This window comes from Collinsella sp. (genome assembly GCF_052346665.1).
Classification (GTDB): domain Bacteria; phylum Actinomycetota; class Coriobacteriia; order Coriobacteriales; family Coriobacteriaceae; genus Collinsella.
In genome coordinates this window covers 88,406-111,990 of sequence record NZ_DAWDUX010000001.1, presented here as the reverse complement: position 1 = coordinate 111,990, position 23,585 = coordinate 88,406, and the positions used below count along the sequence as shown (strand labels likewise).

The 23,585-nt window shown below is 61.5% G+C and carries 24 protein-coding genes; 7 read left to right on the top strand and 17 right to left on the bottom strand.

Annotated elements, in window-relative coordinates; translation table 11 throughout:
• The 3 genes from ACT8II_RS00490 to ACT8II_RS00480 form a co-directional block, all read right to left on the bottom strand.
• Nucleotides 1-610, bottom strand: a 610-nt coding sequence (locus ACT8II_RS00490; protein ID WP_443812773.1) for a PTS mannose/fructose/sorbose/N-acetylgalactosamine transporter subunit IIC, incomplete at its 3' end; no start/stop codon positions are given.
• 81 nt (nucleotides 611-691) lie between these two features.
• Complete coding sequence (locus ACT8II_RS00485; RefSeq protein ID WP_443812772.1) at nucleotides 692-1,168, bottom strand: PTS system mannose/fructose/N-acetylgalactosamine-transporter subunit IIB; 477 nt, start codon at nucleotides 1,166-1,168, stop codon at nucleotides 692-694.
• A 114-nt stretch (nucleotides 1,169-1,282) separates the two neighbouring features.
• On the bottom strand, nucleotides 1,283-1,723 hold the full coding sequence (locus ACT8II_RS00480; RefSeq protein ID WP_443812771.1) for a PTS sugar transporter subunit IIA: 441 nt from the start codon (nucleotides 1,721-1,723) through the stop codon (nucleotides 1,283-1,285).
• A 256-nt stretch (nucleotides 1,724-1,979) separates the two neighbouring features.
• On the opposite strand from ACT8II_RS00480, the gene ACT8II_RS00475 reads away from it, so the two are divergent.
• Together ACT8II_RS00475 and ACT8II_RS00470 are read left to right on the top strand one after the other, a co-directional pair.
• Nucleotides 1,980-2,744, top strand: a complete 765-nt coding sequence (locus ACT8II_RS00475; RefSeq protein WP_294159598.1) for a DeoR/GlpR family DNA-binding transcription regulator — start codon at nucleotides 1,980-1,982, stop codon at nucleotides 2,742-2,744.
• Complete coding sequence (locus ACT8II_RS00470) at nucleotides 2,741-3,520, top strand: DeoR/GlpR family DNA-binding transcription regulator (RefSeq protein ID WP_443812770.1); 780 nt, start codon at nucleotides 2,741-2,743, stop codon at nucleotides 3,518-3,520. The genes ACT8II_RS00475 and ACT8II_RS00470 overlap by 4 nt, the downstream gene beginning before the upstream one ends.
• A gap of 101 nt (nucleotides 3,521-3,621) precedes the next feature.
• Here ACT8II_RS00470 and nagA read toward each other — a convergent pair whose 3' ends face one another.
• The 8 genes from nagA to ACT8II_RS00430 form a co-directional block, all read right to left on the bottom strand.
• Nucleotides 3,622-4,785: an N-acetylglucosamine-6-phosphate deacetylase gene (gene nagA / locus ACT8II_RS00465; protein WP_294159594.1), complete on the bottom strand. Its 1,164-nt coding sequence runs from the start codon at nucleotides 4,783-4,785 to the stop codon at nucleotides 3,622-3,624.
• 214 nt (nucleotides 4,786-4,999) lie between these two features.
• On the bottom strand, nucleotides 5,000-6,166 hold the full coding sequence (gene agaS, locus ACT8II_RS00460) for an SIS domain-containing protein (RefSeq protein ID WP_118652546.1): 1,167 nt from the start codon (nucleotides 6,164-6,166) through the stop codon (nucleotides 5,000-5,002).
• Between the two features lie 255 nt (nucleotides 6,167-6,421).
• A complete protein-coding gene (locus ACT8II_RS00455; RefSeq protein WP_118652544.1) occupies nucleotides 6,422-7,153 on the bottom strand; it encodes a GntR family transcriptional regulator in 732 nt (243 codons plus the stop codon).
• Between the two features lie 169 nt (nucleotides 7,154-7,322).
• Nucleotides 7,323-8,420 (bottom strand): PTS system mannose/fructose/sorbose family transporter subunit IID, encoded by a 1,098-nt coding sequence (locus tag ACT8II_RS00450; RefSeq protein ID WP_294159591.1) that lies wholly within the window; start codon nucleotides 8,418-8,420, stop codon nucleotides 7,323-7,325.
• Nucleotides 8,410-9,207 (bottom strand): PTS mannose/fructose/sorbose/N-acetylgalactosamine transporter subunit IIC, encoded by a 798-nt coding sequence (locus ACT8II_RS00445; RefSeq protein WP_302742331.1) that lies wholly within the window; start codon nucleotides 9,205-9,207, stop codon nucleotides 8,410-8,412. The genes ACT8II_RS00450 and ACT8II_RS00445 overlap by 11 nt, the downstream gene beginning before the upstream one ends.
• Nucleotides 9,208-9,306: 99 nt before the next feature.
• Nucleotides 9,307-9,789, bottom strand: a complete 483-nt coding sequence (gene agaB / locus ACT8II_RS00440) for a PTS galactosamine transporter subunit IIB (RefSeq protein WP_118652538.1) — start codon at nucleotides 9,787-9,789, stop codon at nucleotides 9,307-9,309.
• A gap of 99 nt (nucleotides 9,790-9,888) precedes the next feature.
• The gene (gene yajC / locus ACT8II_RS00435; RefSeq protein ID WP_118652536.1) at nucleotides 9,889-10,173 is read right to left on the bottom strand and encodes a preprotein translocase subunit YajC; all 285 of its coding nucleotides are present in this window, start codon (nucleotides 10,171-10,173) and stop codon (nucleotides 9,889-9,891) included.
• The gene (locus tag ACT8II_RS00430) at nucleotides 10,173-10,616 is read right to left on the bottom strand and encodes a PTS sugar transporter subunit IIA (RefSeq protein WP_302742327.1); all 444 of its coding nucleotides are present in this window, start codon (nucleotides 10,614-10,616) and stop codon (nucleotides 10,173-10,175) included. Before ACT8II_RS00430 ends, yajC begins: the two co-directional genes overlap by 1 nt.
• 456 nt (nucleotides 10,617-11,072) lie before the next feature.
• Between ACT8II_RS00430 and ACT8II_RS00425 the strand changes: the two genes are divergently transcribed.
• Together ACT8II_RS00425 and ACT8II_RS00420 are read left to right on the top strand one after the other, a co-directional pair.
• Nucleotides 11,073-11,684, top strand: a complete 612-nt coding sequence (locus ACT8II_RS00425; protein WP_294122621.1) for a hypothetical protein — start codon at nucleotides 11,073-11,075, stop codon at nucleotides 11,682-11,684.
• Between the two features lie 90 nt (nucleotides 11,685-11,774).
• Nucleotides 11,775-13,214 carry a M20 family metallopeptidase gene (locus ACT8II_RS00420; protein ID WP_118652530.1) on the top strand — a complete coding sequence of 480 codons (1,440 nt, stop codon included), beginning with the start codon at nucleotides 11,775-11,777 and terminating at the stop codon, nucleotides 13,212-13,214.
• A 128-nt stretch (nucleotides 13,215-13,342) separates the two neighbouring features.
• Here ACT8II_RS00420 and ACT8II_RS00415 read toward each other — a convergent pair whose 3' ends face one another.
• Complete coding sequence (locus ACT8II_RS00415) at nucleotides 13,343-14,158, bottom strand: ZIP family metal transporter (RefSeq protein WP_443812769.1); 816 nt, start codon at nucleotides 14,156-14,158, stop codon at nucleotides 13,343-13,345.
• Nucleotides 14,159-14,562: 404 nt separating this feature from the next.
• On the opposite strand from ACT8II_RS00415, the gene ACT8II_RS00410 reads away from it, so the two are divergent.
• On the top strand, nucleotides 14,563-14,886 hold the full coding sequence (locus ACT8II_RS00410) for a YbjQ family protein (protein WP_118652528.1): 324 nt from the start codon (nucleotides 14,563-14,565) through the stop codon (nucleotides 14,884-14,886).
• 268 nt (nucleotides 14,887-15,154) lie between these two features.
• Here ACT8II_RS00410 and ACT8II_RS00405 read toward each other — a convergent pair whose 3' ends face one another.
• Entirely contained in the window at nucleotides 15,155-15,574 is a 420-nt protein-coding gene (locus ACT8II_RS00405; RefSeq protein ID WP_118652526.1) for a peptide deformylase, read from the bottom strand.
• Between the two features lie 158 nt (nucleotides 15,575-15,732).
• Between ACT8II_RS00405 and ACT8II_RS00400 the strand changes: the two genes are divergently transcribed.
• Nucleotides 15,733-16,368, top strand: a complete 636-nt coding sequence (locus ACT8II_RS00400) for a flavodoxin family protein (RefSeq protein WP_118652524.1) — start codon at nucleotides 15,733-15,735, stop codon at nucleotides 16,366-16,368.
• A 96-nt stretch (nucleotides 16,369-16,464) separates the two neighbouring features.
• Here ACT8II_RS00400 and ACT8II_RS00395 read toward each other — a convergent pair whose 3' ends face one another.
• Nucleotides 16,465-17,916, bottom strand: coding sequence for a M18 family aminopeptidase (locus ACT8II_RS00395; protein WP_118652522.1), 1,452 nt, complete (start codon nucleotides 17,914-17,916; stop codon nucleotides 16,465-16,467).
• Nucleotides 17,917-18,234: 318 nt separating this feature from the next.
• On the opposite strand from ACT8II_RS00395, the gene ACT8II_RS00390 reads away from it, so the two are divergent.
• On the top strand, nucleotides 18,235-19,647 hold the full coding sequence (locus ACT8II_RS00390; protein ID WP_443812768.1) for an FAD-dependent oxidoreductase: 1,413 nt from the start codon (nucleotides 18,235-18,237) through the stop codon (nucleotides 19,645-19,647).
• Between the two features lie 26 nt (nucleotides 19,648-19,673).
• Here the strand turns inward: ACT8II_RS00390 and ACT8II_RS00385 are convergent, their stop codons facing one another.
• The 3 genes from ACT8II_RS00385 to ACT8II_RS00375 all read right to left on the bottom strand — a co-directional run.
• On the bottom strand, nucleotides 19,674-20,222 hold the full coding sequence (locus ACT8II_RS00385) for a hypothetical protein (protein ID WP_147352831.1): 549 nt from the start codon (nucleotides 20,220-20,222) through the stop codon (nucleotides 19,674-19,676).
• Nucleotides 20,223-20,281: 59 nt separating this feature from the next.
• Nucleotides 20,282-21,067, bottom strand: a complete 786-nt coding sequence (locus ACT8II_RS00380; protein ID WP_118652517.1) for a DUF4430 domain-containing protein — start codon at nucleotides 21,065-21,067, stop codon at nucleotides 20,282-20,284.
• Between the two features lie 18 nt (nucleotides 21,068-21,085).
• The coding region (locus tag ACT8II_RS00375; RefSeq protein ID WP_443812767.1) for an outer membrane protein assembly factor BamB family protein at nucleotides 21,086-23,585 on the bottom strand (2,500 nt) is incomplete at its 5' end.

The following is a 23,585-nucleotide window of genomic DNA, read 5'->3' as shown; positions in this document are numbered from 1 at the left end:
TCATCATGGTGAGGAGCATGGCCAGACCGACGGCGGGCATCATGCCACCGGCGGTGGAGAAGCCGGAGAGGACCCACGGAACCTGGTTCTGCAGGAAGTTCATGATGTCCTCGATCACGAAGGAGCCGATGCCCGTGGCGATGAAGACCGGGACGGCGCGCGTCAGGAAGAAGCAGAGGGCGCCGGTCCAGAAGAACTTGTTCACAGCGTTGAACTTACCGGACTCGATGGCCTTGTCAGCACCGTGGACGAGGGAGACGTTGGTGGTCATGACCAGGATGTTCAGCTGCTGAACGAGGGTAGCGGTCGGGATACCGATGGCGACGGCGAGCGCGATGGCTGAGGCGGTGTCGCCGCCACCCATGATGCCCAGGGCAGCACCGACGATGGTGCCGGAGATGACATCCGGCGGAACATAGGCGCCGATGTTGTTGACGCCGAGCCACATGAGCTCCATGGTCGCACCGATCATGATGGCGGTCGTCATGTCGCCGAGGATGATGCCGACGCCGACGGACGCCAGCAGGGGCTTGCGGAAGCCCAGGTGGGGACCGAACTGGTCCCAGGTGCACAGACCCGCCCAGATGGCGAGCAGAAGTGCTTGAAGCATATGCCTCTCCTTCCCTATTCGCCCGCCGCACGCATCCAGCGGGCACACTCCGGACCCATATGCCCGGAGATGATTACCGGCTTAGTAGTTCTTGAGGAGCTCGGACACCGGCTCCTTGGAATCGCGCGTGGTCGTCTGCATCCAGCACTCGACGCCCAAGCCGATGAGCTCCTCGAAAGCGGCCTTCTCCTCGGCGGTGACGGACATGTTCTTGTGCAGGCGATGGCGCTGATCGTTGAAGCGCATGCCGGAGACGTTCAGGTAATCGAACGGCGGGCCGTTCTCATGCAGCTTGAGGGCGTCGATGGGGTTGGTGAACAGGACCATCGTGGCCTTCTTGAGCTCCGTCTTCTTCAGGACGTCGATGAACTTGTCGACGCCGAAGACGGAGACCTTGATGTCGGGGGCGGCGAGGCCGGCCACGGACTTCTGAACGGGGTCATTGGCGACCTTGTCGGAGACGATGATGGCGGACTCGATGCCGAAGTCCGGGATCCAAGTCGTGGCCACCTGGCCGTGAATCAGGCGGTCATCAATGTCGACGAGCTTAAGTGCCATGATGTTCTCCTTGTCGTTTGCACTTATGTTCATTGCTTCCAGCAAGTGGCGTAACACGTGGGGCGCCACCCGATGGGGGACGGGCGCGCCCCGGAACCGGCGATCGCGGGCGAGTTAGAGATTGAGGTCGTCCCCATCGTCCTCCGCGACCGGAACAGGGGCCTTAATCTCCTTCTGGGCACCGGCATGCGCGGCGGTGATCTGCGCACGGACGGCGTCGGCGGACTCAAGGCCATCGCGGGTCAACAGGAGCTCGACGACCACGGGCATCGACAGGCCGGTGTACGCGACCATCTCCATCCCGTTGAGCAGGGCGCGGGTGGTCACGTTGAACGGTGTGCCGCCGTAGATGTCGCACAGGGTGACGACCAGGTCGCACTCGGCGTTGAGCGTCTCGTAGGCCTCGCGCATCTCGGCCTCGAAGGCCTCCAGACTCTTCTCGGCGGTGAGACCAAGCGCCACGACGTCGCCCTGCTTGCCGGCGATCATCTCAACGGCGCCGAGGGCGGCGCGTGCAAACTCTCCGTGGCTCGCGAGGATAACGCCAATACGCATCTGCTGTCCTTTCATGTTGTTATATTATGTTCGTTCTGCTCATTTATGTTCGTCTATGTTTGATTATTGGTCAAGGATTGTTTTTTACAACGCGCTCTTTTTTATCGTTTTTAATTGGTATCAATGGATTTTTTCCCGTGAACGTGCTGTTTTGACCGGTGAAAGGTAGTTGTGTTTCTGTGAACGATTTGCGTTCATTTGTGTTGTTCGCTTTAATTGAAATATGAACAAACGCTCGATAAGGAAGTTCACGGCCATGAAATCCGAACGTCAGCAGGCCATTCTCGACCTGCTCGATCAACATCATTCCGTTACGGTCAATGAGATATCCAACACCCTGGGTGTTTCGAATATGACCATTCGGCGCGATTTGGCGGAGCTCGCCGACAAGGGACTGCTCGTGCGCGTACACGGCGGCGCCCAACTGCCGCGCTCCGCACGTGGTACGACACTCTCACGCCTGATCTCACACGAAGAGAAGCGCCATTTCCACGTCGAACAGAAACGCGCGGCGGCGATGGCGGCGGCGCGCACTGTCTCCGCCGGCGATACCATCTTCCTCGGGGGCGGCTCCACACTCGAACTTATGTGCTCGTATCTGCCGCAGGAGGACATCCGCGTGGTCACCAACAGCCTCCCCGTCTTGAACTTATTGGCTGACAACCCCCATGTCGACCTCTTCTTCATTGGCGGCATGATGCGCCATGACACCCGCGTCTTCACCATGCCGTACAACGGCCGCGGACTCTACGGCCTTTCGGCGCCAAAAGCCTATGTCTCCGCCACCGGAATTTTCGAAAATGAGGTCTTCGGCTCTCGCCCCGACGCGACTATGGTTCTTTCCGATGCCCTTGCACGCGCCCAGGAGCGCTACCTCGTTGTAGACGCGGTAAAAGTTGGTAGGCGCGACTTCTGCCTGTTCACCACCTTGGAGGAGATGACCGCGGCCTTCGTCAACGCCGACGCAGACCCTCAGATCCTCGAGGCGCTCAGCACTTACACTTCCGTTGTCACCGCATGACCGATTGGCAAGCCATGCTCAAATCTGAACGTCACGAACAATTGCTGAAACTGTGCATGCAGCGCGGTATGGTCACCGTCGCCCAAGCGGCGAAGATCTTCGGCATTTCCGAAATGACCGCTCGCAGGGATTTCGATGAACTCGCGCGAGATGGCGGCGTGAGCCGCGAGCACGGCAGTATCCGCCTATCAAGCGGGACCCCCACCGCCGGCGAGGTTTCCTTCTTTGAAAAGCTCTCGATACGCTCGCCCGAAAAGGAACGCATTGCGCACTGCGCGGTCGGTCTGATCAAGGAGCATGACACCGTTTTCCTCGGACCCGGTTCGACCTGCGCCCTCATCGCCCGCGCACTGCCGCCCATGCAGCTGCGTGTCATCACAAACAGCATCATCGTGCTGAACATGCTCCAAACGCGCAGCGACGTGGAGATCTGCGCCCTGGGAGGACAGTATCGCAAGCGCTCGGGGTCCTTCGTCGGTCCCGTAGCGGAAGATGCGCTCGCCCCACTCGGTATCGACACGTGCTTTATCGGCACCAACGGCGTGCTCGCTCAATCCATCTCCTGCTCCAACCTCGAGGAGGGTCGTCTGCAGGCGCTCGCTTGTGATCGAGCCGCCGAGCGGTACCTCGTCTGCGACTCAAGCAAGATCGGACAGATGGACTTCTTCGGCTTCTACAACCTCGATCAGATGGACGCGCTCATCACCGATGCAAATGTCAGCGACGAACAGTGCTCCATGATCCTCGAATCAACCCGAATAATCGTCGCCGACTGATTCGCTTCGCCTTCAAGAACGTTTCGCATTCAAACGCCCCGATCCGGTACAACCGGGTCGGGGCGCTAAAGATTCATATCGATCTCGCCAGAGAACGATGGTTACCTCTCGACGTAGACGCTCTCGCCGCCGAGGTAGGTCTCGACGAGGGTGAGATCGGAGTTCAGCACGACGAAGTCGGCATGACGGCCGGGACGGATGGAACCGCACTCGTCGGCGATGTCGTTGGCCTCGGCGGGAGCCTGAGTAGCCATGTAGATGGCCTCGGCCTTGGTGGCAACGCCCCAGTCGGCGACGTTCTTGACGGCGTCCTTCATGTTGAGGATGGAACCCGCCAGCGAGCCGCCGTCCTTGAGGCGGGCCGTGCCGCCTGCGACGACGACAGGCAGCTCGCCCAGGAAGTAGTCGCCATCGGGCATGCCGCCAGCGCACATGCAGTCGGTGATGAGGGCGACGTGCTCATGGCCCTTGGCGCGCATCACGATACCCGCGGAGATGGGGTTGACATGATGGCCGTCGCAGATGAGCTCGGAGTACGACTTGTCCTGGCTGGACAGGGCGGCACCCACCATGCCGGGCTCGCGGTGGTGCAGGCCACTCATGCCGTTATAGGTGTGGACGAAGACCTTGGCGCCCGCGTCCAGGCAAGCCTGAGCCTGCTCGCAGGTGGCGGCGGAGTGACCGAGAGCCACGACGACGCCGGACTTGACGGCCTCAGCGGTGAACTCGACGGCACCATCGTACTCAGGGGCGACGGCGATCTTCTTGACGAGGCCGTGCGCAGCGGTCTGCCAGGCGTTCAACTTCTCCATGGTGGGGGCGGAGAGGTAAGCCGGGTTCTGGGCGCCCTTGTACTTCTCGGTGAAGAAGGGGCCCTCGAGGAAGATGCCCTGGATGCGGGCGTGCGGCGTCTCGTCGCCAGCCTCGACGTACTCGGCAACGGAGGCGCAGGCGGCCTCGAGCTGCTCGGTGCTGGCGGTAAGGGTCGTGGGAAGGTAGCTGGTCACGCCGTTACGGAGGATGCCACGGGAGACGACGGCGACGCTCTCCGCTTTGCAGTCCATAATGTCATGGTTGTCAAAGCCATGGATGTGCGTGTCGACATAACCCGGGGCGACCTCGTAACCGGAATAGTCGCGGATCTCGCACGCGGGAGCATCGGTCACGTACTCGCCGAAGACGCCGTCCTCGACCATAAGGTACCCACCGCGGGCAACGCGGGTCGGCAGGTAGAAGGCATCGGCTTTGATTGCATAGGTGCTCATGTGTTCTCCTAACACGAATTTGATGCACATATTGCGGTTATACCCAAAGGCGCTGCGCTAGTCCGTCATAACGCAAGCGCGTTTTCGTAAATAAAAGTCGCCCACCCGTCCAAGGACAGGGCAGGCGCTTCGGGTCCATAGGCGGCGCGCAAAGCAAAAGGTGCAATCGGGGTATGTCCCCAATTGCACCATGGCCCTCAGTCCTTGAAGGCGATTAGGCCTCGAAGGGGTGGATGGTCACGCCCTTGACAACACGGTTGACCGTGCCGGAAGGAGACGGGGTGTCCGGGGTATTGCCCACGCGCACGGAGTTGAGCAGGGAGATGACCTGCGCAACCATGACGAACGGAAGAGCGAGGTAACCCTCGGGCAGCGCATCGAAACCGGAGAAGGTGAAGGCCTTGCCGTCGAACTTGGTGGAGCCGTCCTGCTGGATGGCGATCGTCTTGGCGGCGATCTGATCGCCGTTGATCTCATTCAGGATGTCGAGGTCGTACTGACGGGTGTACTCGTCGTTGTTCATGTACACGAACACGAGAGTCTTGTCGTCCACGAAGGACTTCGGCCCATGGCGATAGCCCATGCAGGAGTCCCAGGAAGTGGCAACGAGACCGTGGGCGAGCTCGAGGATCTTGAGCTGAGCCTCCTGGGCGAGGCCCACGAAGGAACCGGAACCCAGGTAGGTCACGCGGTTGAAATCGCCAGACAGGAACTCGGCGATCTCGGCCTCGCGAGCAACGACGTCCTCGCCCATCTTGGCGGCCTGCTCAACCCAAGCGGTCTTCTGCTCGAGGGATGCGGTGTCGAAGATGAGGGTGGAGAGCAGAGTCATGCAGCTGTAGGAGCCGGTCATGGCGAAGCCCTTGTCATTGGCGCGCGGGATGAGGATGGTCAGCGCGTTCGGATCATCGGCGGACTCGACGGCGAGCTTACCCTCGGGAGCGCAGGTGAGGTTGATGAACTTGACGTTCTTGACGAACGTCTTGGCAACCTGGACGGCGGCCAGGGACTCAGGGCTGTTGCCGGAACGGGCGAAAGAAACGAGGACAGTGGGCTCATCCGGGTTCAGGAAGTCGCGGGGAGCCGAGACGATGTCGGTGGTTGCGATAGGCTTGAAGTCGTACAGCTTGGTGTCGCCCGCGTGACGGAGGTAGGGGGCGCAGGTGTCGCCGACGTAGTCGGAGGTGCCGGCGCCGGTGAATACGACGGACAGACGGCCCTCGCCCATGGCGCGCGCGTCGGCCAGGAAGGACTCGATGGCCTCGAGGTTCTCACGATAGATGTTCAGCGTATCGAGCCAAAGCTCAGGCTGCTGCTTGATCTCGACGGTGGTGTTATAGCCGCCGATCTCGTGGAGTTCCTCCGAAGTCTTCTCGAACATGGATGATACCTCTCTTTCTGGCTAACGCCTTTACTAGTTGTTTTCATTATAAGCTGGTTATGTGGTTGTAACCAGTTAAGCCAGAATTGCATGCGTTTGACACATATTGGCACCGAGTTTGAAGACCACTCGATCCGTGCGTCCAACACATGCGATATTGGTCCGGCAACGGGAACACATGAGGCCCCTTCACAAAGCGGTGGCGGCCATGCACTCCGGTTGACGGGCTCGTGCCACTTTGGCACTCGGCGGACCCTACTCTCCCCTGCGGTGCAAAACCTTGTACTTGAATTGGTCTGCACGAGCAACGGAAAGCGTGTACTCAACGACCTCGTTAGACGCGTTGTACGTAGTGCGCACCAAATCCAAGACGGGCGCGCCTTCGGAAATGCCCAACAGGTGGGCGTCAGCAGGGCGAGCGATGCTTGCGAAGAATTCCTCCTCCGCAACACTGATCTTTTCGCGATACTCCTTCTCGATGATGTCGTAGAGGGGCATCGACTCGAGGAGAGGGCGCTTGAGAGTGAGGAACTTGCGCACCGGCAGATACGAACGCTCGACCATCATCGGCATGCCATCGGCGGAGCGAAGTCGCTTGATCTTATACAGCTTCTCGCCTAGGCGCACGCCCATGTGCTCGGAGAGGTTCTTATCCGCTTCAAAGTCGCAGAACTCAAGAATGGTCGTACGCGGCTCGCGCCCCATCGAGCGCATTTGATCGGTAAAGCTGTAGGACTGCATGAGGTTGGTGGTCTGTGCGGAACGGTCCGCGACAAACGTACCACGACCGTGCTGACGCACGACGAGGCCCATACGCTCAAGCTCTTGCAGGGCGAGGCGAACCGTCGTACGGGAAAGTCCGTAGCGCTCGGAGAGCTCACGTTCGGAGGAAATCATGTCGCCCGCACTGTACTCATGCTCGATCTTATCGGTGAGGATGTCGACAAGCTGATCGTATAAAGGCTGTTTGCGCGCAGCGACCGCCATGATTGAAACCTCCGACAGGGCTATCCAAATGACCCAACCAAGGCCAACTGCATCCGGCTAGAGTCATGATCATACGTACGAAAGAAGAAAAACCCGGCGTGGGCGCGAAGACCCACGCCGGGCGAGAAGGCGCATCTGGGGGAGATTTGCCCTCAAGAGGCAACTGGAATTACCAGAGACCAGTCCACCAGGTGATGCCGAGCCACTCGTTGAGAGGCAGGGCGCCAAGGATGCCGATGATCAGCATGAGAACGATGCCCTTGATGGGGGTGAAGTTCTTCTTGGCGAACAGGAAGTAGAGCAGAAGCACGAGCGCGAGCGGCACGAGCTTGGGCATGACGGTGTCGAGCGTCGAAGCCACGGAGAAGGACACGTCGGAGACGGTGACCTCACCATAGGTGACGGAGCTCATGCCGTTGCCGAGGTCGACGATACCGCAATCGACAACGTTGCCGTCGGCGTCGGCGGCCTTGAGGGCGGTGCCGTCCTCGTCGGTCATGCCGAGCGTACCGGCCTCAGCGGTCTCGGTGTCGATAGCGAGGTCGGCGAAGTTCTCGGCCTCCTCGTTGGAAACCACAACGGTGTGAGCGGCAAGGCCACGGGTGGTGCCGTTCGGGATGTTGAGGTTGATCTGGGTGCCACCCATGTTGACCGTCAGGGCGCCAACCACGAAGCAGCCCATGATGGCGGCAGCGCGGGTGAAGGCCTGCATGTTGGAGGTCAGGGAGTCGATGGCGGAGGTGCCCATCTTGTAGGCCCAGTTCATCAGACCGAAGCGGCAAGCGAACAGAGCCGCGTGGAAGACGATCAGGAAGATGAGCGGGGCAATGAGGTTGCCCTCAATAGCCATGTTCGAGGTGATGCCGGCCGTGATCGGCACGAGCGTCAGCCAGAACAGAGCGTCGCCGATGCCGCCCAGCGGGGAGGCAGCGGAAATACGCACGGAGCGGATGGTCTGGGTATCGACCTTGTTCTGCTCGAGGGAGAGCACGATACCCATAACGAAGGTGACCAGGAACGGGTGCGTGTTGATGAAGTCCAGGTTGTGGTACATCGACGCAGCGAGGTCGTTCTTGTTGGTGTGAACCTTCTCGAGGCCCGGAACCATGGCGAAGAGCCAGCCGCCGGACTGCATGGTCTCGTAGTTGAACGAAGACTGGAGCCAGTAGGAACGCCAAACCATGCGATTGAGCGTCTTCTTATCGACGTTCGGTGCAGGAGTCAGGTCCTCATACTGTGCGGGGACAGTGAACTCATTAGATGCCATCGCTCATATCACCTCCGTCAAAAGCAGCGCCCTTGAGCTCGGTCTGCTGCTGGAAGTCCCAGAAGGCGAGACCGAAGCCAATGATGGCCATGATCAGGAGCTCAGGCTTGGCAAGCGAGGGGATGCCGTGCACGATGGTCGTGAGACCAAAGCCGAGCAGGAAGAAGGCCCACATGTCGCGGGACATCATAATCTTCAGCAGGATCGCGAAGCCGACGAACTTCATCATGCCACCGGCAGCGGAGAGACCGTTGTTGAGCCACTTGGGCACCATGTCGACAACAGCCTGACCAGCGGTGAGACCACCGATGAAGAACAGGGTCACGATGAAGGCGAAGATGAGGCCGAGGATGACCTCGGAGATCACGGTCAGCTTGGTGATAGCCTTGGTGTCGGCCTTCACGGCTGCGGCACGGAAGGACTCCATGAGCGGGGCGCGCAGGGTGAAGAACAGGGTGACGCCGTACTGGCCCAGCAGAGCGAACGGAATCGCGGTCGCAACGGCGACGTTGGGATCCATCTCGAGCGTGCAGGCAAAGACGGCCGCCATGATGCCACCAATAACAGCGTTCGGCGGCTGAGCACCACCGATCGGCATGTTACCGATCGTCATGAGCTGATAGGTACCACCGACGACGAGGCCGGTCTGCACATCGCCGAGGATGGCGCCGATGATCGGGCCGGTGACGATGGGCTGGTACAGGGACTCGGTGAAGTCGAACTGGTCGATAGCGGCAATGAAGGTCACCAGGAAGACCAGGGCGATCTGAAGGAAATTCGCTTCCATCTTATGCTCCTCCTTTCAAAGTTACTTTCTCGTACTAAGTGTTACGACCGAGGCGATTGTTCGCCCCGTATACAAACAAACTGCTCGCAATCCCCCACATTACGCAAACAGCTTGTTGGTATCCTCAACGGGCGTGCTGGGCACGCGCTGGATGGAAAGCTCGACGCCATGCTCCTGGAGCTTGCGGAAGCAAGCCACGTCGTCGTCGTCGACGGCGACGGTCGTAGCGACCTGACGCTTGCCCTCGGCCATGTGCATGTTGCCGATGTTCAGCTTCTTGATCGGCACGCCACCCTCGACGAGCTTGAGCGCGTCCTGAGGAGAGTCGAGCACGATGAAGATCTTCTGGGCCGGGGAGGCCTTGTGGATGACGTCGATCGTCTTCTGGATGGAGAAGAAGCGAGTCTGGACGCCGGTGGGGGCAGCCATCTTCATGAGATTCTGGCGCATGGTGTTGGTGGACACCTCGTCATTGGCGACGAGGATGAGGTTGGAGCCCAAGGTGGAGTTCCACTGGGTGGCAACCTGACCGTGAATCAGACGGTTGTCGATACGGGTAAGAAGAATGTTAGGCTCTGCCATTGCGATCCGTTCCTTTCGTATTCGCTGATTGGCCTATTGCACTGGGTTCGCGCGTTCCGCTTGGCGGTGCCGTTCCCCTTGATGCCGTGTAGAGAATGACTACTTGACGATTTCCTGGATGGCGTAGCGGGAGACATCGAGGGTCGCGCCTGAGCGAACCTTGACCTCGACGACGTCGCCTTGCACGCTCTTGACCTCACCGAAGATGCCACCGCCGAACATCACGCGCTGACCTGCCGCGAGGTCGGTGTGGATGTGCTCGAAGTACTTGACCTTCTTCTTCATGTTGGCCTTGGACCACAGGAAGTAGACGAGGCCCATGACCGCCATAATAAGCAGCAGGGCAACGGAAGAGGCGAGGACGTTTTGCCCGAAGTCAGCCATTAAATGCCGTCCTCTTCGGTATCGTCATCGGCAACGCCCATGACGGAGGCGAGGGACTGGCGGGTGACGGCCTGCTGACCCACAGCGACCGCCTGCTCGGCAAGGGCGGTCACGTTGGTCGCGCCATTACGGGCGAAGAGCAACTCGATGATCATGGGCAGGTTGGAGCCGGTGACGATCTCGAGCTTGTCGACATCGTTGGCGATCATCATGGACTGGTTGAAGGGGGTGCCTCCGAGAAGGTCGACGAAGACGATGACGCCCTCCTCGCACTCGCCGCGCATCTTGGTGATGGCGGCGCGGAGGTCATCACCATACGTGGCGGCCTGAGAGCCCTCGAACGGGACGATCTCGAAGTTCTCCTGATCGCCGGCGACCATATCGAGCGCACTCTTGATACCGTCTGCGAAGTGTCCGTGACCAGTCAAAATGAAACCGACCATCAATCCCTCTTTCTCGCTCTTCGGCTGCGCCGTTCGCACAGCACTGGTAGTAACCACGTAACAAGTGATATTCACTATAGCAGTTGTGGATGTTCTGTTCCCGAGTTTTTAATCTTTTCTGTCTCTCATACCGTTTACCGGAGTTTTTCGACCGTTCATCCCTTATACAGCTTTTCACCTGCATGTTTATCCGTGTACAACATCGCTCCTGTTCGAACAAGATAGCCGCATCCGACATCCACCCTGTTTTTCGGCCCTATGTATACCCTGATATCCGCTTGACCGAGTTGTGCAGAAATTTTTATATTGGTATGAGAAAGAATCAGAGGTATTACAACGCGGACACCATGTGAAGCATCACCCCATCATCGAGTGGCGCCCCGCTGACGCCACCTCCTCAGGTAAAGCGATTTCGCTATGATTGACATTTGTGAATCGCGTACGAAAGGTCGTCCCATGGATCTCAGGACCGTCATCGTCTACCGCTCGAAGCACCACGGCAATACCAAGAAACTCGTGGATGCAATTGTCACGGCACACCCGGAAATCGACACGATCGATGTCGGAGCACTCGGGAAGAACGAGTATCCCGACCTCTCCCCCTACCATGTCATCATCATGGCATCTGGCATCTATTACGGCAACTTTGACAAAGACCTCCTGCGCGTTGCCGACCACTGCCTACGTGACGGCGACAAGGTCGTAGGACTCATGACCTACGGCGGTCAGGCCAAATTCAACGGCCGTGACCTCGACGGCGTCTGCCGCATGAAATTCGCCAACCTGCTATGCATGTACGGATGCCCTGGCTTTGACACCTACGGGCCGTTCAAATTGGTGGGCGGCATGAACAAGGGCCGCCCCAATCAGGAGGATATCGACGGTGCCGTGGCCTTTTACGACCGGTTGGTCGAGGATTACGGTGAGATCATCATCGAGGAGCGCGCCAAGCGCGACAGGCAAGACGCCTTCAACGCCGCGCATCCAGCTGGCGGCCTGATGTCCAACATCAAGCGCTCGGCGAAGAAGATTGCTAAGAAATTCGAGAAAACCGACGACGCCCAGTAGCGCTGTATCGACATTCAATTGCACATCCCACACCCCGCACTCTCGCGGTAAGCTAGAGGTGCTTGTTTTTGCGGACAAATGGGGTGGACCATGGCACAGACCAAGGCACAGCAAATCATGGCGAGTTCGAATGAACGCTCGGGCGAAGAGGTCACCTCGGCAATCCTCGCAATCGCCGCCGAATTCGAGCCCTACATCATCCGGCAGCGCCGCCATTTCCACAAACATCCTGAACTGAGCCTGCAGGAAGTCCGCACGACCTCTGACATTGCCGGCCAGCTTGACGCCATGAACATCCCCTACGAGCGCCCGCTCAAAACCGGCCTGGTCGCCACGGTGCGCGGCACGGCGCCGGACGCCTATCGCGCGGACGGAACACCGCGCCGCCGCCTGCTCATGCGCGCCGACATCGACGCGCTGCCGGTCACCGAGCGCACGAACGAAGAGTTCGCCAGCGTCAACGAGGGATGCATGCACGCGTGCGGACACGATTGCCATATCGCCATGATGCTCGGTACGCTACAGATTCTGCGCCACATGACCGATGACATCCATGGAGAAATCCGTGTGGTGTTCCAGCCCTCCGAGGAGAATGGATCCGGTGCGCGCATGATGTGCGAGGCGGGCGTGTGCGAGGGCGTGGACGGGGCGTTTGCCATGCATATCTGGAGCGAGGTTGACGCCGGGACCATCAGCTGCGAGCCGGGGCCACGCATGGCCAACACCGACTGGTTCCGGGTGGATGTGCATGGCACGTCCTGCCACGGGGCCATGCCGCAGCGCGGCAGCGACGCCGTCATGGTCGCCGCCGAAATCGTCAATGCCCTGCAGACCATTGTGAGCCGCGAGCTCTCTCCCTACGAACCTGCCGTGGTAACCGTGGGCAAGCTCCATGCGGGCACGGCGCGAAACGTCATCGCCGGAGAGGCGCACCTGGAGGGAACCGTGCGCACGTACTCCGATGCCACCCACGAGCTCATGCCCGCGCTGATCGAGCGCATTGCCGTGCACATCGCCCAGGCGCATGGCGCCGAGGCCGAGCTCTCCGACTACACTATCGCGAACTACAAGGTCGAGAACGAGGTGGAGGCAAGCGAGCGCTGCAGGCGGGCCGTGCTCAAGACGCTCGGCCCTGAGGGCGAAGGTCACTACCGCGGCACCATGTCGGGTGAGGATTTCTCCGAGTACCTCCGGCGCGTTCCCGGCGTACTGGCTTTTGTGGGCTGCCGCAATGCACAAATCGGCGCCACGTTCGCGCAGCACTCCTGCTACTACAAGGTCGATGAGGCCGTTTTGGCCAAGGGGTCTGCAGTCGCAGCGCAATATGCCATAGATTATTTGGCAGAGCCCACGCAAGAGGAACTTGATGGACCGTTGGTCAAGCGCGTCGCCGAAAAGAACCCCCAGCTGGCCGACACCCTACGCGAAGCTCGAAATGCCACCGTCGACGCCCACCATGCACTGCGCGATGCCCGCGAGGCGCGTGCTGCCGCCGCACGTGAACTGCACGACGCCCGCCACGAAAAATAGGCATTGAAGCGCAAAGCGTCCCCGGCGCCCGTATCGAGCACTTCAACTTGGTGACGCGGTGGGGCTCTGGAGACTCCCAGGGCCCCACCGCGTCACGCATTGCATCGACGGCGAATACAGGGCACGCCTTATCCGAGGGCGACGTCCAACACCATCATGATGACGAACCCGGCAATGACGCCCAAGGTCCCGATGTTGGAATGCTCACCGAGGTGCGCCTCGGGAATGAGTTCCTCGACCACAACGTAGATCATGGCACCCGCGGCAAACGCGAGCATCCAGGGCATAAACGGAGCTATCTGGCCGCTCACCAGCACCACCAGGATGCCAAAGATGGGCTCCACGATGCCCGAGAGACTTCCCAGCACGAATGCCTTTCCGCGAGTCATGCCCTCACGACGCAGCGGCAGCGAAATGGCCGCCCCCTCGGGAAAGTTCTGTAGACCCATGCCGATGGCAAGCGCCATGGCCATGCCCAGATACGCGGTCGCCTCGGCACCGCTCGCCTGCCCCGCCATCGCGAACAGCAGGCCCACACTCATGCCTTCGGGGATGTTGTGGAGCGTCACCGCCGAAACGAGCAGCGTGGTACGCTTCCAGCTCGTTTGGATTCCCTCGGGCTGCTCTCCTTCCGCATGCAGATGTGGCAGAAACGTGTCGAGCGCCATGAGGAAGGCCACACCGAGCAAAAAGCCACCCGCAGCGGGGATCCAGCCGACCTGCCCAAGCTCCTCGGTCTGCTCGATGGCGGGGTTGAGCAGGGACCAGACGCTCGCAGCGATCATCACGCCGGCCGCGAACCCGAGAAAGATGCGGTGCGTAACCGCGCGGTCCTTGCGAAAAAAGAACACCATCGCGGAGCCGGCGGTGGTCATGAGCCATGTAAAGCCGCATCCCATCGCCGCCCACGCGAGTGATTGCATAAGATTCGCGTCAAATTGCATACGATTTGAGCCTTTCTTGGTCTGGATTCTCAACTGTGGTCAAAATACCCTAATGTTGCGCAGGCAATCCCCAACACTGGTGACAAAACCCGAGGATTTGCACAGGGCAAGCGGACACGACGGGAGAATCGACGGCTCAAGAGACTGCGGCATTGGATAGCTCAGACGCTTTACCTGCGAAAACAGCCAGCCATCGATTATGCACTCTTGTCCATTGGTCTCGATTTTGCGCACTATTAGGGTATTTTGACCACTCTTCGATATCCACACGAGTGGGTATAAGCGCTGCAACACCGAAATGGTCGAACGGCCACGGTCCACGTGGTTCCTCCGGTCGATGCGAGCGCGTGGACATGGCGACCATGCGAGCAGAGGGCGGCGATGCCGTCCAGAAAGGAGACGCAGTGCTCACCATTACCACCACCAACAGTCTCGATGGCTACGAGGTCGTTGAGTATCTGGGCATCGTCACCGGGGAGGCTGTGAGCGGCATCAACATGTTCCGCGACATCGGCGCTGGGCTTCGCAACGTCTTTGGCGGGCGCTCTGCGGGTTACGAGGACGAAATGGCCCAGGCGCGCGAAGAGGTCCTGCACGAGATGTCGCAGCGTGCAGAGAATCTGGGCGCGAACGCGATCATCGGCGCCAACGTAGGCTACGAGACGTTCGCCGAGATGATCATGACCACGGCGTGTGGCACGGCCGTTCGCGTGCGCCGCAAGGCGTAGGACCAGAGACCTGGGGCCTGAATCGGATCAAGAGCTCGGAACCGTGGTTCGCGGGGCGGAATGGGCGCCCGAAGCCCGACCACGGTGCGCGACGCACACGCCCGAAACCCGACCACGCCGGGCGGGCCGCATCCTCGCGGCCATCCGGCGGCGTCGTGCAAAGGCTTTCGAGACATACAAGAGGCCTCCCTTTTCTCATGTCCAAGAAAAGGGAGGCAGTTCAAGGTCCGCGCGAGGGACCGGCTCTCACAATCGTCCGAAAAAAGCGTTAAACCAGCTTGCCCTGGCAGTGATCGCACATGTGCTGGATGAGCTCGGCGCCCCACTCCACGAAATCGCGCTTGCGGGCCCTGAGCTCGCCGTCGACGAGCTCGTCGTAGGAGACCTTGATCTTGGCGAAACGGGTCACCTTCACGGAGCCCTCGCGGGTCAGGCAGCTCTCCTCTGCCTTGTAGGCGCCCATGCCGAACAGGACCTTGGGGTTGAACATCACATGCGCGTTGCCCTCGTCGTCGGCGAGCGCGATGATCGCCTTGGTCACGCCGATCTGGTTGGCGGCGAGGCAGGCGGCGTCCTCGATGGACAGCAGAGTGTCCACCAGATCCTGGGCGACCTCTGCGTCGGCGGCAGTGGCGGGCTCACACGGGGTGGACAAGACGGCCTCGTCCTTCACGAGCTCCTTGATCATGAACGGTCCTTTCTCGACCGAGGCCGCAAGGCGACCCCGTCATTGCATGCATCTGCGGAACTATACCAGATGGCAGCTGGTTCAGACGCGTCGCGTGCCCGAGGCGCTGGGTATAACGGCACAACAGCACTACTGGACACACAACGGAGGGAGTCCCTATGAAGGTCATGCTCGTCAACGGCAGTCCGCACAAGCACGGGTGCACCGATCGCGCACTCGAGGAGGTCGCGGCAGAGCTCGGGCGGCAGAACATCGACGCCGAGATATTCTGGATTGGGGCCAAGCCCGCCGCAGGATGCATGGCATGCGGACGGTGCCGCCAGACGGGCGCCTGCATCTTCGACGACGCCGTCAACGAATTCCGCGCGCTCGCCGTCGATGCCGACGCCTTCGTCTTTGGCGCACCGGTGCACTACGCACACGCGAGCGGATCGCTCCTGAGCTTCATGGATCGGCTCTTCTACTCCAACGGGCACGCCGGCGCCCCGGATGTCCTGCGCTTCAAGCCCGCCGCGGCGGTCGTCTCCGCACGGCGCGGCGGAACCACCGCATCGCTCGACGACATCCAGAAGTTCTTCACCATCTCGCAGATGCCCATTGTGAGCTCACGCTACTGGAACATGGTGCACGGCAACACCGCCGAGGAGGTCGAGCAGGATCTCGAGGGGCTATGGACTATGCGGCAGCTCGCCCGCAACATGGCCTGGATCCTGCGATCTCTCGAGGCCGGGCGCGCCGCTGGTATCGAGCTTCCCGAGCAGGAAAGCCCAAAGCCGACGAACTTCATCCGCTAACCGCGAGGCAGGGCGGGCAGCCACATCGCGATGGCAGCCGCGTCGCAGAAGGGGGCGACGGCGTCTCGGAGGGAGCAGCAGCGTCGCGATGGCGGGCTACGCCAGCTCGACGCCCTCCGCCCCGTCGATGCGGATATCCGCTCCGTAAAACGCCGCCAGTGCCTCGATCGCGAGCTCGACGTCGCGGGCGCCGGCGGTCTCCACGCAGGAATGCATAGCGAGCTGGGCGCAGCCCACATCGACCGCATGGACGCTCACCTGCATGTTGGAGATGTTGCCGAGGGTCGAGCCGCCGGCCTTGTCGCTGCGGTTCGAAAAGCACTGGTGCGGAATCTCCGCATCGTCGAGGATCGCGGTAAGGACGGCGCGGCTGAACGCATCCGTGCAGTAATGCTGGTTGGCGGCCTCCTTGACCACCAGGCCCGCGTTCATCTGCGGACGGGCGAGCGTGTCGGCCAGCTCCGGATGGGCCGGATGCAGCGCGTGAGCGTTGTCGCAGCTCACGAGCATCGAGGCCGAAAGCGCTCGGCACAGGTCCTCGGGCGCATACCCTAGGGAGGCGTTGATGCGCGAGAGCGCGTCGGCGAGCAGCGTCGACGCGGCGCCCTGCTTGGTGCCCGAACCGACCTCCTCGTTATCGAAGCACGCATACACCGTCACGGCGTTCGCGTTGCCCCGGGCGATGAACGCCTGCAGCGAGGTGTAGGCGCACATCAGGTCGTCGAGGCGCGGAGAGGAGATGAACTCGTCGGTGGCTCCCCACACGCGGCCCTTATCGGCGTTCACGAGGAACAGGTCGCGCGCGACAATCTGCCCCGGGTCGATCTCGAGGGCATCCGCGATCAGCGTGTCAAGCGAACCGCGGCCCAGGTCTCCGGCGGAGACGAGCGGGAACAGGTCGCTTGCACGATTGGGCGCAAACCCTTTGTTGACCTCGCCGTTCATATGGATGGCGAGGCTCGGGATGAGCGCGACGCCGCGGTTGAGCGCGACCAGGCGGCTCTCGATGCGGGCCCCGTCGCGCACGAGCACGCGTCCGGCGAGGGACAGGGGACGGTCGAACCAGGTGTAATCCATCATCCCGCCATACGCCTCGGTGTCGAGGCGCAGGTAGTCCGCAGGCCCCTCGACCTCGGCGTCCGATTTCACCTTGAAGCACGGGGAGTCCGAATGCGATGCCGTGAGCTGGAAGTGGTACGGCGCGCCGCCCTCGGGCACCGCGCCATGCGGACCCGCCGCGTCGGCCTCGGCCCCTTTCTCCCCGATGCCGCCCCCCTGCAGCCCATCGACGACGGCGCCGTCGCAGCGGGCGGAGACGCCCTCTCCCACGCGCCACGCGACGACGCTCGACCCGTTTCGCTGGGAGTAGTACGCGCCACCCGGTCGCACGTCCCACGCATCGCCCTCGGGCAGGTACGTGAAGCCCGCCTCGTCCAGGCGGGCCCGAATGGACGCCGCGGTGTGGAACATCGTCGGGCTCTCGTGGATGAACGCCAGCAGGTCCTCTGCCGGCGACGGCTCTACGGACTTGCGCTCGAATGGATTCATGTCGTGGCCTCCCGCCTCTCACCGCCCAACAGGCGGCGTGTATACGCGTCCGCTCCATGGTCGCACATGTGCCCGTGCGATGCGATGCGAAAGACCAGGCACCGCAATGGCGTCACGCCCCTCCGGCCCCGCTGAGGCATCTGGACCCCACGATGGAACCGATGCGCGCGAGCGGCACCGCCCGTCCATTTACCGAACAGCGCTTGCTATTTGCTTCTATTTCTATATCATTTCTCAACGAACTACGCTGCAGGTGGAAGCACCTGCCACATCGCGTCGAGCGCCACGGCGCGCCGATGCCCATCGCAAGGAGACCCCATGAGCGCCACCTCCGCCCCCAAGACCGTAGCCGTCGTTGGATGCACGCATGCCGGCACCTTCGCCGCCCAGGCCATCCTCACCGCGCACCCCAGCTGGACCGTACACGTCTTCGAGCGCAACGACACGCTGTCGTTCCTCTCCTGTGGCATCGCCCTGTGGGTGGGTGGTCACGTGAGCGACCCCAACCGCATGTTCTACTCCTCCCCTGCCGCGCTGGCCGAACTGGGCGCGAACATGCACATGCGCACCGACGTGCTCTCCGTGGACGTTGCCGGCAAGTCGCTCGTCGCGCGCGACCTCGAGAGCGGCGAGGAGACCACCTATTCCTTTGACAAGCTCGTCGTGACCACCGGTTCCAAGCCCGTCATGCCGCCCATCCCCGGCCTGGCAGAGGGCCTCGAAGACGGCCGCGTCATGCTCTGCAAGAACTGGGATCACGGCAAGGCGATCAAGGACCACGCCATGAAGGCGTCCTCCGTCGCCGTCATCGGCGCGGGCTACATTGGCGCGGAGCTCGTCGAGCAGTTCAGCGAGGCGGGTGTGCACGCCATCCTCATCGACGGCCTCGACCGCGCGCTGGCCAAAAACTTCGACGCTCCCATCACGGAGCAAGTCGAGGCCGAGTATGCCAAGCACGGCGTCGAGCTCGCCCTCGGCCAGATGGTCACTGAGTTCCGCCTGAATGAAGACGGCAATGGCGTCGCCGTGGTGACCACCGCCGGCGAGTACGAGGTCGATTACGCCATCATGGGTGCGGGCTTCCTGCCGCGCACCGACCTGTTCGCGGGACAGCTCGAGACCCTGCCCAACGGCGCCATCAAGACCGACGAGTACATGCGCGCCTTCCTCGCCGGCCATGACGAGGCCTGCGCCGACGTCCTGGCAGCCGGCGACTCCTGCACCGTGCTCTACAACCCCACCGGCACCTACGACTACATCCCGCTTGCCACCAACGCGGTGCGCCAAGCCCTGCTCGTGGGCGCCAACATCGAGGAGCCCGTCCAGAAGTACCTGGGGACCCAGGCGACCAGCGCCGTGCAGCTCTACAACCTGTCCCTCGCTGCGAGCGGCCTGACCCAGGCGGGCGCCGAGGCCCGCGGCGTGAACGCCCGTTCCACCACACTCGTCCAGGACTACCGCCCGGACTTCATGCTCACCACCACGCCCGTCACGGCGACCCTTACCTGGGACCCCGAGACCCGTCGCGTACTCGGCGCGCAGTTCCTGTGCCGCCACGACGTAGCCGAGGCCGCCAACGCGATCTCCATCGCCATCCAGGCGCGCTTCACCATCGACCAGCTCGCCAACGTGGACCTGTTCTTCCAGCCCAACTTCTGCCAACCGGTGAACTTCATCGGCGCCGTGGCGATGCAGGCCGTGGCAGAGCAGAACGCGAGCGACGCGGAGTAACCAATAGGCAAACAGCCCTCTTAGAGTCAGTCCACGAATCGCCAAAGATTCGTGGACTGACCGTTTTCCGCACGCGCCTCTTCAACGCATTCATCGGCAAATCGAATCAGTTCTTCTTGATCGCCCTGCATCACATACGCGAGCCGCCCGTCAAACAGCGCGACCGACGAACCATTGGGGGCGTAGTCGGAATAGCCTGGGTTGTATGTCACACTGACCAGCTCTTTTCCCGTAGCGTCATACAGAGTTAGACCGGTGAAGTAGCCACCACACATGCCGATCTGGTCCTTCTGATACTGATCGTAATCAAGCCACTCCACAAACGTCGCATGCTCCAAGATGGCCCGCGCGCGGTCGATGTGATCTGGGTCATCGGTTTGCCGCGTACCGTCTGGGCCCAATACCGGGTAATTATCGATTTGAAGAGTCGCGGCGGTTTCAAATGAGCCGAGCTCAAGTGTTCGAGGCTCGCCTCGGAAGAGGTGCGTAAGTACGAAAACGAGGACTGCAGCTGCAACGAAGATTGCAAGGACAATCATTAGGACCTTTTTCAGCGTCCGTTCTGCACCCATCAAACCGCCTCCGTCTATTTACCGGCATACAGCCGAGGTCGAGCCCATTATATATCTCTGGCCTATTTGACCTTAACGAATGTCCACTGGATGACATCCCCGTCGGAGAGTGTGTAGGCGCTACACGCGAAATTGGGCTGCGAGCCGTTCACCGTGTACGTCCAACCTGTATCGGAAGCAGCCGCCACGCCATTGATCGAGGTGACGTACGCTCCAAAGGCGCCCCATTCGGCCAAAGGCGACCAGCCGGTGTTCGCGAGCGCGTCATACACCGTCGCCCCCTCGTCAAACGTCAGCGTTACGGGACCGACCACGCTTCCGCCCCCAACGGTTCCATCCGCGGAAATGGTCACGGTGACGGTACGGGGCTCGGAGCTTGTAGAGTCTTGAGCGTCCGATGAGCCCGATGCACCCGACCCGGCGCTCGAAGAACCCGAGCCGTCTCCGCCCGCGTTCGATCCCGTCTTGTCCTTGTTGCTCGCATCGCTCTTGAGTCCGGACGATGCTCCGCCAGAGGCATCGTCACCAGCGACGGGCTCATCGACTGCATCGGACGCATCCTCGGAGGCATCCGCCTCATCGAGTTCCGGCTCCTTGCTCGCGGTGGACGAGTCGCTCGTCTGAACACTCGATCCCTCGCCTTGTGCCTCGGCGCCAACGGGAAGCCCCCCGCCCGACACCAGCGACCACGCGGAGCCGCCGATAAGCGCTAGGCACAGTAACACGGCGATGGACACGAACGTGAGCTGCGTGCGGTTCAGAGTCCGACGCTCCGGATGGGGTTCGGTGGCTCCCAGCTTGCCTTCCTGGCTCTCGTTTTTGCTATCGTCCCGGTTCTCGTCTTGCATCTTCGATCCTCCCTGCACTTACACGCGACGACGGAACAGCCAAAAGCCTATTCCGACAAGACCGATCACGCCGGCAGCCATGCCCGCGACTGGCAGGACCACGTTCAGAGGTGCATCGGCCGTACCGTCCGCATGCGTTGCCGCATACGTGGCAGCCGTGCGGGAAGCCGCTTTCGATCCGCTCTCCGAGGCCTCCTCAGAGGCTTCTTCCGACGTCTCGTCCTCCTCATCACCATCGTTCGCCGACTTCTTGGTGTTGCCGCTGGCGTTCTTGATGGCCTTCTTCGCCGTGGTGAGTGGCGCGCCTACCGGACGCGCGCCTGCATTGGGCTCGTTGTCCTTTTGGGGCGTCTCGGTCGTGGGGTCGTCATCACTGCCGTCGGAGCCGCCGTTGTCGGTGCTGCCGCTGTCGGTATCGCCAGTGTCGGATCCACCGCCGGTGTTGCCATCGCCGCCCTGGTCGCCGCCCTCGGTCGCAGCCGAACCGATGGCGAACAGCGCGCCCGAATCGTTCACGTAATACAGCGTGCCATCAGGGCCAACCGTAATGGACGCCATGCAGTAATTCTGATGATCGGCGTCAGGGGTGTAGATGAGGCTCGCGTCCGTGTCACCCAGACGGTAGCAATACACGCCTCCGGGATTGCAATTCGCCGTAAAGTACACGTAGGTCTCGCCGTTTTGAACGGACACGACGGGAGCACTTTTGACCTCTGCGCTCGTCGCCTGCCCGTTCGTATCTCCAACAAAGGCATGGCCGTCGATCGTCGACACTTCGCTCACCGACAGCGACTCCACATCGATCACCGCAAGCACGCCGTAATAGGCCTTCACCCACTTGCTCACCTGGATGTACGTCTCAGACTGACCGCCCACGAAGAGCTTGCCACCAGATATGGTCGGGGTGGAGGTGGAGGTCTTTGCGAACTTCACCTTGCCCGTCTCGCTCAAGATACCGGCGTCACTTAAAGAAAGGCGATGCAGGACGCCATCCATGCTCACCACGAACAGCGTCTTGCCGCCATCGCTGGTCACCACGGTCGACCTCACCGAGGCACCCACGTCGACGCGCGAGACCTCCGCTCCCGTCTTGGCATCGCGTGCGATAACGGCACCCGCATCATCGCCAACTACCACGTATGACCCGGCAAGTGCCGCGCCCGACCAGTAGTAGCCCTTCTCAGAGTTCTCCTGAAACCAGAGGACCTTGCCCGTTTGGATGTCAACGCATACGAGGCTACCTCCGTACGTGACGGACCAATCCGCCACCGCGGTGCCGAAGTACACGCACCCATCGCCGAGTGTCAACGTGCTCAAGGATTGCTGGTCGCCTTGCGCGGTCGCGGAAAGGGCGGGCGTCATCCACAGCGTAACCAGACGGTCGGCGGTCAGGGCCTGAAGACGACCACCCGAAAGTGGCACGATAATGCGGCCATCCACATAGACCATGCGGGCGATGGAGTTGATGGGCGCCACCAAGGTGCCCTCGCGCTCGGTCTCACCGGTTTTCGCGTTGAGCTGCAGCAGTTTTGAACCGGCAGCGATATAGACGTAATCGCCAACGTAAATGGGATCGGAAACGTTCGTGGCCCAATCGGCGGAATCTTTAATCTGGGTGACCCACGACTCTTTGACCTCGTCCGTGGGCGTGGGTGCCGTGGTGTTCGATCCGCTGGCGAATCCCGGCCACACACTGTCCCAATCGGGGCGCTCGGCGTCGGGCTGCGGCGTCACCGGTGAAACCTCGGGGACGCTCGATCCGTACGCGGAGTACGCCCAGGTGATCACGTCACCGGTCTTGAGGAACACGCTGCTCGCCCCGACATCGGAGGCCGTACCGTTGACGAAGAGCTGCCAATACTTGCCCGTCGCCTGGTCCCAGCCGAGCTTCTCACCCGTATAGGGCGAGGTGATGGTGTTCAGATAGAGCCCGTAGCTGCCCATTCCATAGCCAGCGTCCAAACCGCTTTCTTTGAACAGCGCTTCGGTTGCGTCTGCCGCCGTGGGACCTGCTGCCGTTTCGTCGGTTGCCGCAGCTTCCGGCTCCGCTGCCTCGGTGGTATCGGCCGTCGCAACCGTCGCGGCTTCGGCCTTAAGCTCCATCTTGGCATTGCCCGCCCATTGCACATCGACGCCATTCGCATCGGGCCCAATGACCGCAATGGAAACCTCTATAGTCTGAGCGTCATCATTGGCGACATCGGCTTCCTCTTTGGCGGTGTCTGTGGCCTTGGCTGCTCCCGTCGCAGCGGAAGCGGCGTCATCCGTCTTAGCGGAAGGCGCGTCGCTGTCGGCATCAACGGTATCCGCACTGTCACTGGAGGACGAATTCCCTGCGGCATCGGTGGCGTTCACCTCGGCGCCTTGCTCTTCGGCACCCGCCTGCCCCACGGTTGCCGCAAGTCCATCCCCGGCGCCTTGTTCACCAGCAGCGCCCTGATTCGCATCGGTTGCCGCCGATTGAGCTCCCCCGGCGAGGGACTCCACCGCAGGCGTATCCACGCCGAGCGCCTCGGCG

Bases quoted from the DNA above. Each gene is read 5' to 3' on its own strand.
- ACT8II_RS00470 (WP_443812770.1), top strand. From the start codon at position 2,741: ATGACCGATTGGCAAGCCATGCTCAAATCTGAACGTCACGAACAATTG.
- ACT8II_RS00445 (WP_302742331.1), bottom strand. From the start codon at position 9,207: ATGGAAGCGAATTTCCTTCAGATCGCCCTGGTCTTCCTGGTGACCTTC.
- ACT8II_RS00455 (WP_118652544.1), bottom strand. From the start codon at position 7,153: ATGGCGGTCGCTGCGCGCAAACAGCCTTTATACGATCAGCTTGTCGAC.
- agaB (WP_118652538.1), bottom strand. From the start codon at position 9,789: ATGGCAGAGCCTAACATTCTTCTTACCCGTATCGACAACCGTCTGATT.
- ACT8II_RS00485 (WP_443812772.1), bottom strand. From the start codon at position 1,168: ATGGCACTTAAGCTCGTCGACATTGATGACCGCCTGATTCACGGCCAG.
- ACT8II_RS00400 (WP_118652524.1), top strand. From the start codon at position 15,733: ATGAAGGTCATGCTCGTCAACGGCAGTCCGCACAAGCACGGGTGCACC.
- ACT8II_RS00380 (WP_118652517.1), bottom strand. From the start codon at position 21,067: ATGCAAGACGAGAACCGGGACGATAGCAAAAACGAGAGCCAGGAAGGC.
- ACT8II_RS00390 (WP_443812768.1), top strand. From the start codon at position 18,235: ATGAGCGCCACCTCCGCCCCCAAGACCGTAGCCGTCGTTGGATGCACG.
- ACT8II_RS00415 (WP_443812769.1), bottom strand. From the start codon at position 14,158: ATGCAATTTGACGCGAATCTTATGCAATCACTCGCGTGGGCGGCGATG.
- ACT8II_RS00475 (WP_294159598.1), top strand. From the start codon at position 1,980: ATGAAATCCGAACGTCAGCAGGCCATTCTCGACCTGCTCGATCAACAT.
- ACT8II_RS00430 (WP_302742327.1), bottom strand. From the start codon at position 10,616: ATGGTCGGTTTCATTTTGACTGGTCACGGACACTTCGCAGACGGTATC.
- ACT8II_RS00395 (WP_118652522.1), bottom strand. From the start codon at position 17,916: ATGAATCCATTCGAGCGCAAGTCCGTAGAGCCGTCGCCGGCAGAGGAC.
- agaS (WP_118652546.1), bottom strand. From the start codon at position 6,166: ATGTTCGAGAAGACTTCGGAGGAACTCCACGAGATCGGCGGCTATAAC.
- ACT8II_RS00425 (WP_294122621.1), top strand. From the start codon at position 11,073: ATGGATCTCAGGACCGTCATCGTCTACCGCTCGAAGCACCACGGCAAT.
- yajC (WP_118652536.1), bottom strand. From the start codon at position 10,173: ATGGCTGACTTCGGGCAAAACGTCCTCGCCTCTTCCGTTGCCCTGCTG.
- nagA (WP_294159594.1), bottom strand. From the start codon at position 4,785: ATGAGCACCTATGCAATCAAAGCCGATGCCTTCTACCTGCCGACCCGC.
- ACT8II_RS00450 (WP_294159591.1), bottom strand. From the start codon at position 8,420: ATGGCATCTAATGAGTTCACTGTCCCCGCACAGTATGAGGACCTGACT.
- ACT8II_RS00420 (WP_118652530.1), top strand. From the start codon at position 11,775: ATGGCACAGACCAAGGCACAGCAAATCATGGCGAGTTCGAATGAACGC.
- ACT8II_RS00480 (WP_443812771.1), bottom strand. From the start codon at position 1,723: ATGCGTATTGGCGTTATCCTCGCGAGCCACGGAGAGTTTGCACGCGCC.
- ACT8II_RS00405 (WP_118652526.1), bottom strand. From the start codon at position 15,574: ATGATCAAGGAGCTCGTGAAGGACGAGGCCGTCTTGTCCACCCCGTGT.